Origin of the sequence: Deinococcus sp. (assembly GCF_030523985.1) — a bacterium.
GTDB lineage: Bacteria > Deinococcota > Deinococci > Deinococcales > Deinococcaceae > Deinococcus.
Window position 1 is genome coordinate 1 of the sequence record NZ_JAUNHK010000072.1, and the last position, 14,352, is coordinate 14,352.

The 14,352-nt window shown below is 68.9% G+C and carries 15 protein-coding genes; 7 read left to right on the forward strand and 8 right to left on the reverse strand.

The genetic code is table 11. From position 1 onward, the window contains the following. Positions 1-639 (reverse strand): hypothetical protein (locus tag Q4C89_RS10585; RefSeq protein WP_303102578.1); only part of this gene is annotated, 639 nt, incomplete at its 3' end. 210 nt (positions 640-849) lie between these two features. Between Q4C89_RS10585 and Q4C89_RS10590 the strand changes: the two genes are divergently transcribed. Continuing rightward, the gene (locus Q4C89_RS10590; RefSeq protein WP_303102579.1) at positions 850-3,819 is read left to right on the forward strand and encodes a DUF853 family protein; all 2,970 of its coding nucleotides are present in this window, start codon (positions 850-852) and stop codon (positions 3,817-3,819) included. Here the strand turns inward: Q4C89_RS10590 and Q4C89_RS10595 are convergent. Then, complete coding sequence (locus Q4C89_RS10595; protein ID WP_303102580.1) at positions 3,803-4,528, reverse strand: hypothetical protein; 726 nt, start codon at positions 4,526-4,528, stop codon at positions 3,803-3,805. The two genes, Q4C89_RS10590 and Q4C89_RS10595, sit on opposite strands and share 17 nt — an antisense overlap. A gap of 90 nt (positions 4,529-4,618) precedes the next feature. Then, positions 4,619-5,395 (reverse strand): PIG-L deacetylase family protein, encoded by a 777-nt coding sequence (locus tag Q4C89_RS10600; RefSeq protein WP_303102581.1) that lies wholly within the window; start codon positions 5,393-5,395, stop codon positions 4,619-4,621. Between the two features lie 57 nt (positions 5,396-5,452). On the opposite strand from Q4C89_RS10600, the gene pcaC reads away from it, so the two are divergent. From pcaC to Q4C89_RS10615, 3 genes are all read left to right on the forward strand, one after another. Continuing rightward, a complete protein-coding gene (pcaC, locus tag Q4C89_RS10605; RefSeq protein WP_303102582.1) occupies positions 5,453-5,869 on the forward strand; it encodes a 4-carboxymuconolactone decarboxylase in 417 nt (138 codons plus the stop codon). Positions 5,870-5,963: 94 nt separating this feature from the next. Then, a complete protein-coding gene (gene deoC / locus Q4C89_RS10610; protein WP_303102583.1) occupies positions 5,964-6,641 on the forward strand; it encodes a deoxyribose-phosphate aldolase in 678 nt (225 codons plus the stop codon). Continuing rightward, positions 6,641-7,231 (forward strand): Maf family nucleotide pyrophosphatase, encoded by a 591-nt coding sequence (locus Q4C89_RS10615; RefSeq protein WP_303102584.1) that lies wholly within the window; start codon positions 6,641-6,643, stop codon positions 7,229-7,231. The genes deoC and Q4C89_RS10615 overlap by 1 nt, the downstream gene beginning before the upstream one ends. 37 nt (positions 7,232-7,268) lie before the next feature. On the opposite strand, the gene tilS is transcribed toward Q4C89_RS10615, so the two are convergent. Both tilS and Q4C89_RS10625 read right to left on the reverse strand, forming a co-directional pair. Next, positions 7,269-8,876: a tRNA lysidine(34) synthetase TilS gene (gene tilS / locus Q4C89_RS10620; protein ID WP_303102585.1), complete on the reverse strand. Its 1,608-nt coding sequence runs from the start codon at positions 8,874-8,876 to the stop codon at positions 7,269-7,271. Beyond that, positions 8,873-9,343, reverse strand: coding sequence for a peroxiredoxin (locus Q4C89_RS10625; RefSeq protein WP_303102586.1), 471 nt, complete (start codon positions 9,341-9,343; stop codon positions 8,873-8,875). The genes tilS and Q4C89_RS10625 overlap by 4 nt, the downstream gene beginning before the upstream one ends. A gap of 45 nt (positions 9,344-9,388) precedes the next feature. Between Q4C89_RS10625 and Q4C89_RS10630 the strand changes: the two genes are divergently transcribed. Together Q4C89_RS10630 and Q4C89_RS10635 are read left to right on the forward strand one after the other, a co-directional pair. Next, positions 9,389-10,081, forward strand: coding sequence for an arginase (locus tag Q4C89_RS10630; protein ID WP_303102587.1), 693 nt, complete (start codon positions 9,389-9,391; stop codon positions 10,079-10,081). A gap of 73 nt (positions 10,082-10,154) precedes the next feature. After that, the gene (locus Q4C89_RS10635) at positions 10,155-10,646 is read left to right on the forward strand and encodes an NUDIX hydrolase (RefSeq protein WP_303102588.1); all 492 of its coding nucleotides are present in this window, start codon (positions 10,155-10,157) and stop codon (positions 10,644-10,646) included. A gap of 73 nt (positions 10,647-10,719) precedes the next feature. On the opposite strand, the gene Q4C89_RS10640 is transcribed toward Q4C89_RS10635, so the two are convergent. Continuing rightward, the gene (locus tag Q4C89_RS10640) at positions 10,720-11,235 is read right to left on the reverse strand and encodes a hypothetical protein (RefSeq protein ID WP_303102589.1); all 516 of its coding nucleotides are present in this window, start codon (positions 11,233-11,235) and stop codon (positions 10,720-10,722) included. 141 nt (positions 11,236-11,376) lie between these two features. Between Q4C89_RS10640 and Q4C89_RS10645 the strand changes: the two genes are divergently transcribed. After that, positions 11,377-12,339 carry a serine/threonine-protein kinase gene (locus Q4C89_RS10645; RefSeq protein ID WP_303102590.1) on the forward strand — a complete coding sequence of 321 codons (963 nt, stop codon included), beginning with the start codon at positions 11,377-11,379 and terminating at the stop codon, positions 12,337-12,339. Between the two features lie 124 nt (positions 12,340-12,463). Here Q4C89_RS10645 and Q4C89_RS10650 read toward each other — a convergent pair whose 3' ends face one another. Together Q4C89_RS10650 and accD are read right to left on the reverse strand one after the other, a co-directional pair. Then, positions 12,464-13,417: an acetyl-CoA carboxylase carboxyltransferase subunit alpha gene (locus Q4C89_RS10650; protein ID WP_303102591.1), complete on the reverse strand. Its 954-nt coding sequence runs from the start codon at positions 13,415-13,417 to the stop codon at positions 12,464-12,466. Beyond that, positions 13,414-14,268 (reverse strand): acetyl-CoA carboxylase, carboxyltransferase subunit beta, encoded by an 855-nt coding sequence (gene accD, locus Q4C89_RS10655; protein ID WP_303102592.1) that lies wholly within the window; start codon positions 14,266-14,268, stop codon positions 13,414-13,416. Before accD ends, Q4C89_RS10650 begins: the two co-directional genes overlap by 4 nt. Positions 14,269-14,352 lie beyond the last annotated feature (84 nt).

The window sequence follows — 14,352 nt, forward strand, 5'->3', positions numbered from 1 at the left end:
CATGCTGGCGGCCTTCTGGAACTGTGCCTTGGCACCAGCCTTGTCACCGATGGCGAGCAGGGCGTTGCCGTATTCGAGGCGGTGGGCCGGGGTGTTGGGGTCGAGCTTGACGGCCTTCTCGAAGTTGGGGACGACCTGGCTCTTGTTGGCTCCGGTAGCGGCGGTCGCGGCGAAGCCCTTGGCGGCGAGGTTAGCGTTCCACAGGCCCAGCGCGACGTAGGCCGAGGCCATGTTGGGGTTGAGCTTGATGGCGGTGTCGAGGTTCTTCTTCATGTCTTTCGCCATGCCGAGGCTCTGGAGGATGCCGCTGAACTGGGCGAGGCGGCCCTGCGCACGGGCGAGTTCGAAGTAGGCGTCGGCGTTGTTCTTGTCGGCGGCGATGGCCTGGGTGGCGTACTCCTGGGCCTTGGTGAACAGCGCCTTCTTCTGGGCGTCGGCCACGAGTCCGGCTCCGTTGGTGGTGGCTTCGGCGGCCAGGGCGTATCCGGCGCTGGTCTTCAGGGCGGCGGCGGCGTTAGCGGCTTCTTGCCACTTGCCCTGGTTGTAGAGGTCCTGGGCGGCCTGGAGCGACTGGGCGCTGGCGACGGGCAGAGCGAGGGCGAGGGCAAGGACGGCGGACAGTTTCAGGGTCTTGTTCATGGGATTCCTCCGGAGAAGCGGGCACAGAGCGGCGCGACACGTCGGCGCCTGGGCCAGGGTTAGGGGGGTTGGACAGAATGATGTTTTGGAAAACTGGACCGAGTATACACATTCGTGTCGCCCAAGTCTGACGGGTTCGTCAGGTACGTCTATCCCGGTCTGTTCTGAACTCGGTCCATGAGGTCAGGAACGCGGTGCTAGGCTGCCGACATGGACTGGAAAACGGCGCTCGCTCAGTTGCGCGCCCACCTACCCCCGCAGACCGGGTCGGGGCCGCAGCGGGGCAGTCTGCGCTGGCTTGAAGCCGAAATGAAGGCGCGGGGCGGCAACCCGGCGTCCCTGCGTAACATCGTCTACCGCGACGTGGGCACGGTGGCAGACAAGCGGCTGCTCTCGGAGGTGCTGCACGAACTCGCCGACGAAGCGGGAATCAGCCTGACCCTTCAGCTTCCGGGTCAGGCAGCGCCCCTTCCTGCCGAGATGGAACTGCTGGGCCGCAGCAAAAAGAGGGTCTACAAGCAGTTTCTGGCGGCGGTACGCAGTGGCCGTAGCCCCCGGCTGGCAGTGTCGGGCCGCGCCGGAGCAGGCAAAACCGTGCTGCTCGACCAGTTGGCGACGGCGCTGCGCGAGGCGGGCGTGCCCGTGCGCCGCCTGAACATTCAGGGCGACCTGCTGGGACAGACGCCGGAACTGCGGAAAATGCCGGACCGTTCGTTCGCTTCGCTGGCGGCCCGGCAGGTCGAGGCGCTGCGGGCCGTGTTGCCGCCCGCCGACCTGGGTGTGGGCAGTGTGCTGCTCGTGCGCGTGACCTCCAGCCTGCACTTCGCGGGCGACCCGCCCCGCCTGCCCGACGGCACGCCCACCACGCCTGCGGCCTGGACGGCTGAGGTGCTGGGGCGTCAGCTTCCGCCGGGGGTGGCGGCCCTCTTCGCGCTGGAAGATGTCCAGGGTTGGCCCGCGTGGGCGGGGGAGGTCACCGAGTTGCAGCTTCCCACCCTGACCGAGGCGCGGGCCTACCTGATGGCGCAGCTCGGCGTGCCGCGCTCGGTGGCCGACCAGCTCGCCCGCGAGACCGGACGCCACCTCGACCGTCTGGCGCTGCTCGCCGGTGCGGGCGGCGACTCGGCGCAGTTGCTGGCCGACCCCGACGTGCGGCGGCTGGCCTGCGCGGTTTCGGCCCTGACCGGCATGACGCCCCGGAGCCAGGGCAAGGACGGAGCGCAGCCCCCGGTTCTTCCGGCGGCAGTTCTGGAAGCGGCGCTGGGCGCACCTGTTTCGGCGCTGCCCCTGCATGCCCGCAGTCTGCTGCACGCGCCGGAGGGCGTCCCCGAGACGCAAAACGGGGGGGTCATGGGATGGCAGCCCAGTGCCGCGCTGTGGCAGGCGCTCCCGCTGCTGCCGCCCACAGAGGTGCAGGCGACGGCGCGGCGCTTCGTGCAACTGACGCAAAAGCAGACCGGTTTGCCCGAACTGGCGGCTTACCGACTCGCGGCCCTGACCGCGCTGGGCGACTGGGACGCTCTGGTGCGGCATCTGGAAGCTGCGCCGGACGACGCCCGCTTTTTGCCTCTGCTCTGGAAACGCATTCGTGACGGGGCCACCTCGCCTGCCCGCGAGACGCTGGCCCGCGCCGTGGTCACCCACCATTCCGGGCGCGGCGAATACCACGACCCCGCCGCCCGTGACGCCCTGTTCGTGCTGCTCGAATCGGAGGGCGCGGCCCACGCCTGGGCCAGGGTCAAGCTGGCCGAGAGCAGTCTGGACGCGGGCAATTTCGGGGCGGCTCAGATGCAACTCGACAAGGCGGGATTGCCGCAGCTCGCGGCGCTGACCCGGCCCGACGACTGGGCACTGGCGGCGCAGGCCGACGGGCTGCTGGTGCAGGCGGCGCTGGCCCGCTGGCAGGGAGACCTGAAGGGAGCCACCGCCGCCGTGAACGACCCGCGCACGGCCCGCTCCGGCCCGCGTGCGCGGCTGTGGCGCGGGCTGGTCGCCAAGGACGCCGGGCGCTGGGCAGAGGCGCTGGACGAGCTGGCAGCCGTGCCCCAAAGCAGCCCCCTGCTCTCGGCCCGCGCCCTTTACCAGGAAGGCGACCTGCGGCTGCGGCTGGGGCAACCGGGAGCGGCGCTGCTCTCGCTGACCGACGCGGCGCAGCGGCTGGCCCAGGCCGGGGCCAATGCCGAGGAACAGGCCCGCGTGCTGGCCCGCGCCGGAACCGCCCAGCGGCGGCTGGGTCGTCCGCAGGCCGCGCTGCACCTGTTCGGACAGGCCCTCGACCTGTTGCCGCCCGACCCTCGCCCGTCGGCAGACCTGGTGCCGCGTGCCCGCCTGCTGTCCGAGCGCCTGCCCGTGCTGCTGGCCCTGGGCCGAACGGACGAGGCGCTGGCCCAGGCCGCCGAAACCCTGCTGCTGCTGCGCCAGAGCGGGGGCCGCCGCGCCGAAATCGCCTACCGCGTGCGCCGCACCCACTACCGCGTCGCCCTGGCCTACCTGACGCGGGGGCGGGGGCGGCCCTACCTGCAACCGCTGGGCGGCCCGGAGCAGGACCACCCCGACCTCGCTCACGCCCGCGACCTGCTCAACCACTTGCTGCAAGCCGAAGTGGGCGACAGCGACCGTGAACAGGTGCTGACCTTCGATATGCAGCTTTCCTATGCGCTGGCGCAGCCCGACCCCCGGCAGGCGCTGGAGCGGCTGGAACGGGCGCTGGAGATGACCGACCACCCCTACACCGAGGCCCAGGCGCGGGCGCTGCGGGCCGAAGCCTACGTGCGCCTGGGGGACCCGGCGGCGGCGCTTGGCGAACTGGGGCGCACTTACGCACTGCTGCGGCGGGTGCGGCAGGGGCTGCCCGGTGTGGGTGAATCAGAGCCGGGGTTGGTGGCGCAGATTCTGGCGATTGAGGTCTGGGCCGAACTCACCGAGAACCCAGCCCGAGCCCCGGAGGTGCTGACCGGACTGCGGCAGGCGCTGGACGACCCGGCGCTGCACCCCTTCCGGCGGGGCATCTGGTACGAGGCCGGGCGGGCACTGGAAAGCCGACACCCGGCTCCGCGTGAGGTTCTGCTGGCGCTGCATCCGCTCGCCGGGGAACTGCCGCTGCGCGTCACCGACGCCCTGGCCGTGCTGGAAGTGCCGCCCGAACTGTCAGGAAGCGACACCCTCAGCGCGGGTAAGTAATCAGCAATTCGGCCCGCTCGCCGGGCACGCCGCGCAGCATGTTGGTGCGGTCATAACTCAGCAGCACCTGACCGTTGCCGAGCTGGTACAGGCTGAGCTGCCCACGAATCCCGTTCTGGCTGATGGGGTCGTAGCCGCGCATGTTCCACTGCACGCCGCCGCGCAGGTCGATGCTGCGGTCCTTGGCGGTGCTGGCGGGCAGCGCGGTGGGCCGGAAGGTAAAGCCCTCGGGCACCTCCACCTCGCCGGTTTTAAGGTCGAAAACCAGCCCGCGCAGCACCGCCGGATTGCTGGCCTGGTCAAGCAGGGTGACGCGCTGCCCGGTTCGCAGGAGCGAAAGTTTCAGCGTCTTGCCGGTGGGCAGCAGCACCGGCTGGAACGCCAGATAGCGCCCGAATTCCTCGCGGCTGATGCCGAGCCGGGCGTCGTAGGTCGGCACCTGCCCCCGCGCCGCCGAGGCCAACACGGTCTTGAGCGCCGCCGGGCTGCCGCCCATGCTGGTCACGCGCTGCTGAAGGTTGAGCGTCGCAATCTGTGACCCCAGTTTCATCACCTGCGCGTGCGTATCGGAAGCAGGCAGCAGCGCCGCCATCCGCGCTGCGATGGTGCCGGGCAGAGTCGGCTCGCTGACCCCCGCCGTATTGCCCTGCCCGGCACTGCCCAGGCCCAACAACAGCAGCAGAGGAAGGAGGGCGCGGCGAGACGACATAGCACCGACGAGCATAGGGGGGCAAGGTGAGAACTCTGCGCGGCCTGCCCTCATCCGGTGCAGGAGGAGGGGGGGAGTGCGGTTCTCGGCTCAGTCCAGATAAGCCTGCGCCCGCAGGTGGCTGGCCCGCAGGTTGAAGCGCTCGGCCTCGGCGGCGCCGCACAGCCGCCCCACCTGCGCCCGCGCCGCCCGGAACTGTTCCGGGGTCCAGGCCCAGCCGTAGAACGCCTGATAAAAAGCCATCACCTCGGCGGCAACGTCAGCCGTGTCGCTGGTGTCCACGAAAACTTCGGGATAGGGGCTGGCAGGGGCGTGGTACTGGTAAAAGCGCACCGGTTCGCGCCACGCGTCCAGCCGCTGGAGGTCTTCACCGCTGCTGATGGCCGCCGCTCCGCCTAGGTCGGGTGCCGGGGCCACAGTCCGCTCTACCCCTGCTTCGTTGATGATTTTGGGAATACGGGCCAGGGTGATGGCATCGAAAGCGATTTTGGCGGTCATGCGGTGGTCGGGGTGCGGGTGGTCGTCGCTCCAGGTGAGGACGGCGTGCGGGCGAAAGGTGGCGTAGAGGCGGGCAAGTTGCAGGGCTTCGGCCCGCCCGCCCGTCATCCGGCTGTCGCCCATGTCGAAAAAGTGATAGTTCGCCCCGATGGTCCGGGCGACCCAGGCCCCGTGTTCACGCCGCACCCGCCGCACCTCCTCATGCGGGGTGTCCCCGAACTGGCTGGCGAGTTCGCCCAGGGTCGTCCAGACCAGCAGCACCTCGTCGCCGCGCCGGGCGTGTTTGGCGAGCGTGCCGATACAGCCGATTTCGTCGTCGGGGTGGGCGAAGACCGCCATGAGGCGCTGGGGAGTGTGTTCCGTTTGCATATTCAGAGTCTAGAACTGCCAGCTCCAGCACTTTGGGCCGCGTCCTACGCTGAGGACATGTCGCAGGAAATGTTCGAGCAGGGGCTGAGCAAACGCCGCACCGTCATGGGTGCCGAGTTCGTGGAGCGGGCTTTTGCGGGGGGCGAGGACGCGTTCGGGGCTGACTTTCAGCGCTTTATGACCGAGTACGCCTGGGGCGCGGTCTGGGGCCGTGAGGGACTGACCGACCGTGAGCGCCACATGATTACCATCGGCATTCTGGCCGCGCTGGGCCGCGAGCGCGAACTCGAAGGCCATCTACGGGCCACCGCGAACACGGGCGTCAGCGAGGGGGACCTCAGCAACGTCTTTCATCAGGTGGCGATTTATGCCGGAGTTCCAGCAGCCCTGAGTGCCGTCAACGCCGCCAAGAGGATGCTGGAGGCGCGGGCGCAGTCGGCGGAGAAGGAGGGGAGCACTGAAGCCCAACCCTGAACTCGCTACATTTCTTTTTATATGAAAAAAGGGGAGTTGAGGCACGACCTTTTCGGCTCTGCCCGCCAAAGCCAAAGCGGGCTAAACTCCCCTCATGAACCTCGCCCCCTACATTGACCACACGCTGCTCAAGGCCACCGCTACCCCCGCCGACATCCAGACGCTTTGCCAGGAGGCCGCCACCCACGGCTTCTATGCCGTCTGCGTCAACCCGGCTTACGTGGCCCAGGCCAAAGCGATGCTGGGGGAGAGCGGCGTCAAGGTGGCGACGGTCTGCGGCTTTCCGCTGGGTGCCCTCACGCCCGACCAGAAGGCCGTCGAAGCGCGGCTGAGCGCCGAAGCCGGAGCCGACGAGATTGACATGGTCATTCACATCGGCGCGGCGCTGGCTGGCGACTGGGACACGGTCGAGGCCGACATTCGCGCCGTGCGTCAGGCCGTGCCGGAACAGGTGCTCAAAGTCATTATCGAAACCTGTTACCTCAACGACGACCAGAAACGCCACGCCACCCGCGCCGCCGTGCGGGCGGGGGCCGACTTCGTCAAGACGAGCACCGGGTTCGGCACAGGCGGAGCGACGCCGCAGGACGTGGCCCTGATGGCCGAGGTCATCGCCGCGTGCGCCCCGCAGCGGCAGGTGCAGATCAAGGCGGCGGGCGGCGTCCGAACCCCCGCCGACGCCGAAGCCATGATCGCGGCAGGCGCGACCCGACTGGGCACGTCGGGCGGCGTGGGCCTGGTGTCGGGGCAAAGCAACGGGGCCGGATACTGATGTCTGCGCCGCAACATATGCCCAAGGTGATTCTGGCGTCGGGCAGCCCGCGCCGCCGCGAACTGCTCCGTAACCTGGGCGTCGAGTTCGAGGTGGTCGTCAGCGGTGAGGCCGAGGACAGCCATGAAACCGACCCGGCAGCCCTGGCCCTTGAACTGGGGCAACTCAAGGCCCGCGCCGTCGCTGCCGCCCACCCGGACGCGGTGGTCATCGCCGCCGACACGGTGGTGGCCCTGGGTGACACCCTGCTCGCCAAACCCGCCGACGCCGCCCAGAATGCCGATTTCCTGCGCCAGCAGTCGGGCCGCACCCAGCAGGTCTACACCGGAGTGTGCGTCGTGGCGCCTGCCGGGGAAAGCAGCGATGTCGAGCGCACCGACGTGACCTTCCGGCAGCTCAGCGAGGGAGAAGTGCAGTTCTACGCCCGCAGCGGCGAGGGGCTGGACAAGGCAGGCGGCTACGGCATTCAGGGCGTCGGCATGGCGCTGATCGAGCGGGTTGAGGGCGACTATTCCAACATCGTCGGCTTTCCGCTGGCGCTGGTGCTGCGGCTGCTGCGCGAAGCTGGAGTTTCGGCCTTCGGGGAGTGAGGGAGGTTGGGGGAAAGGCGGATGGCTCGACCCCCGTTCACGGCTCATGGCCTCCCTGCCTCACCTGCCTGAACACGTCCCGCAGCAGCCGCGCCGCCTCGCCTGCCCGCACGCCGCGCTGCACCTGCGGACGCCAGCCCCAGTGCTGGGCGAGGAGGTCGGTGACGCCCCCAAGGGCGCCCGCTTTGGGATTGTCGGCCCCATAGACGACCCGCCCGATACGGGCTTCCAGGGCCGCGCCCAGACACATCGGGCAGGGTTCGAGCGTCACGACCAGCGTGCAGTCGGTCAGGTAGGGCCCGACCGTCCGTGACGCTTCGCGCAGCGCGGCGAGTTCGGCGTGGCGGGTCATGTCACCGCCCCGGCGCGAGGTGTTGCGCCCCCGTCCGACGATTTGCCCGTCGGCGCTGACCACCACCGCTCCCACCGGAACTTCGAGTTCGGCGGCGGCTTCGCGGGCCAGCGCGAGTGCTTCGCCCATCGCTGCGTAGAGCGGGTCAGGCGCGGCGTCGGTCTGTTCCCGTGCGCCTACCGCCCACAGCGGGGGCGACGTGCCCACCCACTGCACTGCGCCAGCGGCGTCCACCAGCAGCGGCACCCGGTCACGCTCGGCGCGGGGCAGATGCAGGTCGGTCAGCACGTCGCTCAGCTTGCGCCGACCTCCCGAAAGCCAGATGCGGTCGCCGGGCTGCCGGGTGCGCCGCTGCCACCCCTGAGGAAAAGAAAAATCGGGTTCGGGCCAATCCTGTGTCTCAGACCGGCGTGATTGGGTCCAGAGGCGGCCCCCCGTCACCGACACGTCCGCGCCGCCTGGCAGGGTCAGATGCCGGGTCTGGCCCGAGCGCAGCGCCCCGGCGAGGTCGGCCAGATGTTCGCTGCCGAAGTCCAGCCCCGCCGCCCGCAGTTCTTCGGCCAGCCAGCGCCGCAGCACGGCGGGCGGTTGCCGTTCCAGCGGCGTGTGCGGGTTCAATTGCGCGGCTTGCCGAGTCAGCGCCTCGTCGTCCTCGGCCCAGAACCGGGCCACCCGGCTCAGGGTCACCTCGGCGGCAGGAAAGCGGGCGAGCAGGACAGGCATCACCTCGCGCCGCAGCCAGGCGCGGGCGAAGTGGGGGTCGTCGTTCGTCGCGTCCTCGCGCCAGTCCTGGCCCAGTGTTCGCAGGTACGCTTCGAGGTCGGCCCGCGCTGCGTCCAGCCAGGGCCGCTCCACCCGGCCCCGCACCGGGGCGATGCCGCGCAGCCGCCCCTCGCCGCGCAGCAGTTCCAGCAGCACCGTCTCGGCCTGGTCGCGCCGGGTGTGGGCGGTCAGGATGACTTCGCTGCCGCTTTGCCGCGCTGCCCGGTGCAAAAAGTCGTAACGCAGCCGCCGCGCCGCGTCCTCCAGATTCCAGCCCTTCTGGGCGGCGATGCGGCCCACGTCTATGCGGGCCACCTGCACGGGCACGCCCAGCCCCGCGCCCAGTTCGCGTACCCAGGCCGCGTCCTGCGCCGAGTCGGGCCGCAGGGCGTGGTCGAGATGGGCGGCGGTCGGCTGCGCCCCCACCTCCAGCAGCGCCCGCAGCAGCGCCACCGAGTCGGCCCCCCCGGACACACCCACCAGCACGGCCCGCCCGCTGTAGACGCGTAGCGGGGTCAGCAAATCGTTCAAGCCCCGGCCTCCCCGACTTTCAGGCGCAGAGTCTCCAGCACGGCCCCGGCGTGTTCCCTGGCCTCGATTCGCCCCCAGTGGTGACTCACCTGCCCCTCTGGAGTGATGAGGAAGGTCTGCTGTCGCCGCGCTCGGGGCATCAGCCGCGTCCCCAGCCCGCCCAGTCCGAAGGCCCGCGCCACTGCGCCGTCACCGTCGGGAATCAGCGCGAAGGTGAGACCCAGCCGCTCGCGCCATCTGGCCTGCTCCGCCTCGGTGCCCGCGCCGATGCCCACGACCCTCGCCCCCAGCCGCTCTAATTCGGGCTGGGCGGCTTCAAAGTCCTGAAGCGGCCCGCTGGCCTCCTCGGGCTTGCCATAGAAGTGCAGCACCGCCCAGTGGCCCCGCAGGGTGGCCGGACCCAGCGCCTCGCCCTGGTCACTGCGGGCCTGAAACGGGGGAACGGGCTGACCGACGTGGAGGCGCATGGCCCGAGTGTACAGGGGCGGGCGGCAACCCTTAGACTCCCTCCCATGCTGCTGTCGGTGGACTGGGACGCCTTTTCGGGCACCCGTGAACTGGTGTTCGACGCGCCCATCTGGGGCACTCCTGACCGTGAGGCCGACCGGCTGGCCCTCTGGCACGAGCGGCGGCGGCGGCGCGGTGGTACAGCGTGGGCCGATCTGGAACCCGATTTTCCGCTCTACGACGGCTGGCAAAAGCTGCTGGACTACGCGGGCGTGCCCACCTTTATCACCCTCAGCCACGCCGACGCCTGGGCCTGGTTGCAAAATTTTCCCGGTCAGGACGTGCTGAATGTGGATTCCCACCACGACCTGGTGAGTTTCAGCGGTGACGCGGCGCGGCTGCGTCCCGGCAACTGGGCCGGACTGGGGCTGGCGGCGGGACTGGTGCGGCGCTACACCTGCCTCTATCCCTGGTGGCACGCGGGCCTCCCGGTGGCCGAGGGGTACGACCTGCCGCGCACCAGGGAGGAAATCGCGCCCCGCCTGCTCCCCGAACTGGCCGGGCGGGTGACACTGACCCGGCAGGAACAACCCGGTGCAGGCTGGCCCCCAGTGCAGGACGTGACCTCGCTCCTCCTGGTGCAGTCGCCCGCATGGTGCAGCCCGGCCCACGACGGGGCGCTGTTCGAGCTGGCCGAGCGGCTGTCGGCGGTGCCTCTATGCCCCCCGCTGCGACGGCCCCTTCCGGAAGAGAGGTAGTCGGCCCATGAATCGCTATATCCTGCACGGAAGCTGCGGGCCAGCCCTGGCCCCCGGATTGGAGTAGGACTGCATGAACACTGTGGATGGAACTCAGCTCCCGGTTCCCACCTATCAGGTGGGCGTCTTCGCCTTGGTGCGCCGTCACGCCGACATTCTGCTGGTGCGGCCCCACCGCCTGCTGCTGCCCGGCGGCCCCCAGAGCTTGCCCGGCACGCTGCTCGACATTCGTCAGAGCGGTATGGGCGTGGTCGAAAGTACCCTGCGTCGGCTGCTGCTTTCGCAGGTCGGTATCTCGGTGGGTGACCTGTGTCTGGCGGGCAGCCACACCACACGCGGCGACGACTCGCCCCTGCCGCGCCTCAACCTGATTTTCGGCACCGAGTACTGCTCGGGCATTCTCAATCCCCAGCCCGCCGACCTCAAATCGGCCATCTGGGTGCCCCAGGGCCACCTCACCGAGCGGGTGCCCGAATGGCTCAGTGCCGCCCTGTTCGAGATGGGTAAATTCGGCAGCCTGACCCAGAACGACGAGGGCAGCGGCCTCTTCTCGCGGCGGCGCTGAGCGGTGCGGCTAGGGCAGCAAAACTCCCCTTCAGCACCGGGCCGAAGGGGAGACGGGTAGAACAATCTTGAGGTCAGCTTCCGGGAACGAGCATCACGTCCAGACGCTCCTCACCCCGCTTGGTCTTGTCGTAGGTGCAGCGCAGATTGGCCGGGGCCAGCGGAGTCACCACGCCAGTGTTGCGGTCTTTGAGCTGAATCATGACCGGCAGCGCGAGTTGCAGGCCCTGCTCGGGGTCGGCCACCAGCCCCGAATCGATGTCCTGCGGTTTGGCAGCCGTTTCGACCTGAAGGTCCTGGCTGGCCTTCTTGGCCCCCGTGCCCTTGACGGCCTCGTCCAGCGGCGTCATCTGGCCCATGCCCGTCATCAGCGGCAGGGTGCCGGGCGTATGCAGGCGCTCACGGCATTCCTCAATGAAACGGTACTTGCTGATACCGTAGGCCTCGCGGTCACTGTAGATGGGATTGTTGCGAATGGCGGTCGCCGTGACCAGAGACAGCAGAACCAGCGTCAGGGCCAGGACAACCCACAGCAGGAGGCGTCCGCGCCCGGCACCGCCGGAAGAACCGGTAGAAGAAGCGTTACTCATGTCGTGTTCAGCATACCCCAGCCCGCCGCTCCGGTGCGGTCGTCGGCATGTTCCCGCCCCGGTTTCATGACATTTTGTCTTGCGCTACGACAGACATGTGTGACATTGAACTGCGTACACTCGCTTGTGGGAGAGAAAAAAGTGAAGCCAGCCCTGACCCTCAAAGATTTTCGTCTCTCCCGCTCTATCGGGCGGGGGAACACTTCCGACGTGCGCCTCGCCACCGGCCCCGACGGGAAAGAGGTGGCGGTCAAGCTGCCGCTGCCCTCCACCCTCAAGCAGCACGACTCGGCCGAGCGGTTCGGCAATGAAGTGCGTCTGACCCTGCGCTTTCACCACCCCCATGTGGTGAGGGGCTACGCGGGCACGCCGTTTGGCCCGCAGGCGTTTCTGGCGCTCCAGTACTATCCCGGCGGCCCGCTCAGCGACCATCTTCAGACCCGCCTGCCGACCCCCGAGGCGCTGCGGATTCTTGCCGACATCGCCTCGGCGCTGACCTACCTGCACCGTCTGGGGGCCGTGCATCAGGACGTCAAGCCGCAAAACGTCTATGTGGCCGAGGGCCGCGCCGCGCTGGGCGACCTGGGCAGCGCCTATTTCGTCGCGCAGGGGTCCAAGACCAGCGGCAGCCCCTACTACATGGCGCCCGAGGTCTACCACGGCGAGTCGACAAGCAGCGCCAGTGACGTCTACAGCCTGGGCGTCATGGCGCACGAACTGCTGACCGGGCAGCGGCCCTTTGCAGGAAATAGCTACGAGGAATTGATGGTCGCGCATCTCACACGCTTTCCGCCGCCGCTGTCCTCACTGTGTCCCGACTTGCCGCGCCCGCTGACGCGTCTGCTCGACCGCACCTTCGCCAAGCGCCCCCACGAGCGCCCCAGCGCCGACCTGCTGCGCCGCGCCCTGCTCGAAGCTCTGGGCGAGAGTCCCAAAGAAGAGCAGTTCGAGGACGAAGAAGAGGACTCTGGCGTGACCCGGCAAAGTGGGCGTCATGCCTCAGTGACCAGCCCACCGCCCAGCCCGGTGCCTGTCCCCAGCGAGGCGACCCGTAGCGCTGCCCCCCCACGCTGGAACTGGAATCCCTTCAAGCGCCGAAGGTAGGCAGGCGAGTAGTCGGACCCTGCACAAGCGAATCTGGCGAGTCCAATGCAGGAAGGGGGTTAAGGTTCGCGCCGAAAGCTCAAGCCTTCATCCCCCAACCCCAAGCCCCGATCAGTTCAATGGATTAGCGTTCCTCGTAGGTTCCCAGCGAGCGGAAACGGGCCGCCCGCTGCTCACGCAACTCGTCAGGAGAAAGGCGGGCGAGTTCGTCAAGGTGACGGCTGACCACCGAACCAAGTTGTTCGGCAGCGAGGTTCATGTCGAGGTGTGCCCCGCCGACGGGTTCGGGAATGACTTCTTCCACGATGCCGAGGTCGAGCAGGTCGCCAGCGGTCACCCGCAGCGCCTCCGCCGCGTGGGGGGCCTGGGCCGCGTCGCGCCACAGGATGCTGGCGGCACCTTCCGGGGAAATGACCGAATACCAGGCGTTTTCCTGAATCAGCACCCGGTTGCCGACCCCGATGGCGAGCGCCCCGCCCGAACCGCCTTCACCGATGACGGCGCAGACGGCAGGCACGCGCAGCCGCACCATACGCTGGATGCTCTCCGCGATGGCCCAGCCCTGCCCGCGTTCCTCGGCTTCCAGGCCAGGGTAAGCCCCCTGGGTGTCAATCAGCGACACGACAGGGAGGCCGAAGCGGTCGGCGAGGTCCATCAGGCGAATGGCCTTGCGGTAGCCTTCGGGGTTGGCACTGCCGAATCGGCGCTTGATTTTGGTCTTGGTGTCGCGGCCCTTTTGCTGAAGCAGCAGCATCACCGGGCGACCCTGCCAGCGGGCCGGGCCACCGATGAGCGCCGGGTCGTCACCAAATTTACGGTCGCCGTGCAGTTCGGTCCAGTCTTCGCACAGCCGCTCCACATAGTCCAGCGCGGTGGGGCGTCCGGGGGTGCGGGCCAGTTGCACGCGGTCCCAGCGGGTCAGCCGCTCGGCGTGCTGGCGGCGCAGGGTGTCGATTTGCTGGCGCAGCGGGGCCAGGGCCGCGTCCAGGTTCTGCCCGGTGCTCTGAGCCGTCTGTTCGAGGTCGCGCACGCGGGCTTCGAGTTGTCGCAGGGTGGCGGCGGTGTCGCTGCTGGTCATGCGCCCACCTCCCGGCGGGTCAGCACGCCCAGCAAACGGGCGAGGTAGCGGCGGTGTTCGCGGCGGTCCACCACATCGTCCACCATGCCGTGTTCCAGCAGGAATTCGGCCCGCTGGAAGCCTTCGGGAAGGCTCTGGCGAATGGTCTGCTGAATGACGCGGGGGCCAGCGAAACCGATCAATGCGCCCGGCTCGGCCACGATCACGTCGGCAATGGTGGCGAAACTGGCCGTGACGCCCCCGGTGGTCGGGTCGGTCAGGATGCTGACATAAGGCACGCCCCGGTCGGTCAGGCCTTCTAAGGCCACGGTGGTTTTTGCCATCTGCATCAGCGAGAGCGCACTTTCCTGCATTCTGGCCCCCCCGCTGGCCGCCACCAGCACCAGCGGCGTGCGGGTCTGGGCCGCATGTTCGGCGGCGCGGGCGATTTCCTCACCGACCACGCTGCCCATACTGCCGCCGGAAAAGGCGAAGTCCATGACCGCCAGCGTGACGGGCAACCCGTGAATGGTGGCGCTGCCGGTCAGGATGGCGTCGGGCCGCCCGGTCTTTTTCTGGGCGCGGCGCAGGCGCTCGACATACGGCTCGGTGTCGGTGAATTCAAGGGGGTCTACCGGAAACACCCGGCCCGACAGTTGCCGGAAACTGTCCGGGTCGGCCAGCACTTCGACCCGCCGCCCGGCGTCGAGCCGCAGGTGGTGGCCGCACTTGGGGCAGACATAGGCTTCCTGTTCGAGTTCGCGGTTGTAGAGTCCTTCTTTGCACGCAGGACACTGCGTCCACAGGTCAGGCAGGTCCGCCGCCGTCTGCTGCTGGGGCTTGCGCCTGCGGAAAAAACGGTCCAAGGCCATAGGGCTGCATTCTAGAGAGGCGGTCGCCCGGCGGCATGAACCCGGTGCAAATGGCGGGGGAAGTCGGGACGCGGTTCAAGTGGA

What these genes read in the sequence shown, in the direction of transcription:
- Q4C89_RS10600 (WP_303102581.1), bottom strand. Translation starts at nt 5,395, where the DNA reads ATGCAAACGGAACACACTCCCCAGCGCCTCATGGCGGTCTTCGCCCAC.
- Q4C89_RS10630 (WP_303102587.1), top strand. Translation starts at nt 9,389, where the DNA reads ATGCTGCTGTCGGTGGACTGGGACGCCTTTTCGGGCACCCGTGAACTG.
- accD (WP_303102592.1), bottom strand. Translation starts at nt 14,268, where the DNA reads ATGGCCTTGGACCGTTTTTTCCGCAGGCGCAAGCCCCAGCAGCAGACG.
- Q4C89_RS10595 (WP_303102580.1), bottom strand. Translation starts at nt 4,528, where the DNA reads ATGTCGTCTCGCCGCGCCCTCCTTCCTCTGCTGCTGTTGTTGGGCCTG.
- Q4C89_RS10615 (WP_303102584.1), top strand. Translation starts at nt 6,641, where the DNA reads ATGTCTGCGCCGCAACATATGCCCAAGGTGATTCTGGCGTCGGGCAGC.
- Q4C89_RS10640 (WP_303102589.1), bottom strand. Translation starts at nt 11,235, where the DNA reads ATGAGTAACGCTTCTTCTACCGGTTCTTCCGGCGGTGCCGGGCGCGGA.
- Q4C89_RS10635 (WP_303102588.1), top strand. Translation starts at nt 10,155, where the DNA reads ATGAACACTGTGGATGGAACTCAGCTCCCGGTTCCCACCTATCAGGTG.
- Q4C89_RS10590 (WP_303102579.1), top strand. Translation starts at nt 850, where the DNA reads ATGGACTGGAAAACGGCGCTCGCTCAGTTGCGCGCCCACCTACCCCCG.
- deoC (WP_303102583.1), top strand. Translation starts at nt 5,964, where the DNA reads ATGAACCTCGCCCCCTACATTGACCACACGCTGCTCAAGGCCACCGCT.
- Q4C89_RS10625 (WP_303102586.1), bottom strand. Translation starts at nt 9,343, where the DNA reads ATGCGCCTCCACGTCGGTCAGCCCGTTCCCCCGTTTCAGGCCCGCAGT.
- Q4C89_RS10650 (WP_303102591.1), bottom strand. Translation starts at nt 13,417, where the DNA reads ATGACCAGCAGCGACACCGCCGCCACCCTGCGACAACTCGAAGCCCGC.
- pcaC (WP_303102582.1), top strand. Translation starts at nt 5,453, where the DNA reads ATGTCGCAGGAAATGTTCGAGCAGGGGCTGAGCAAACGCCGCACCGTC.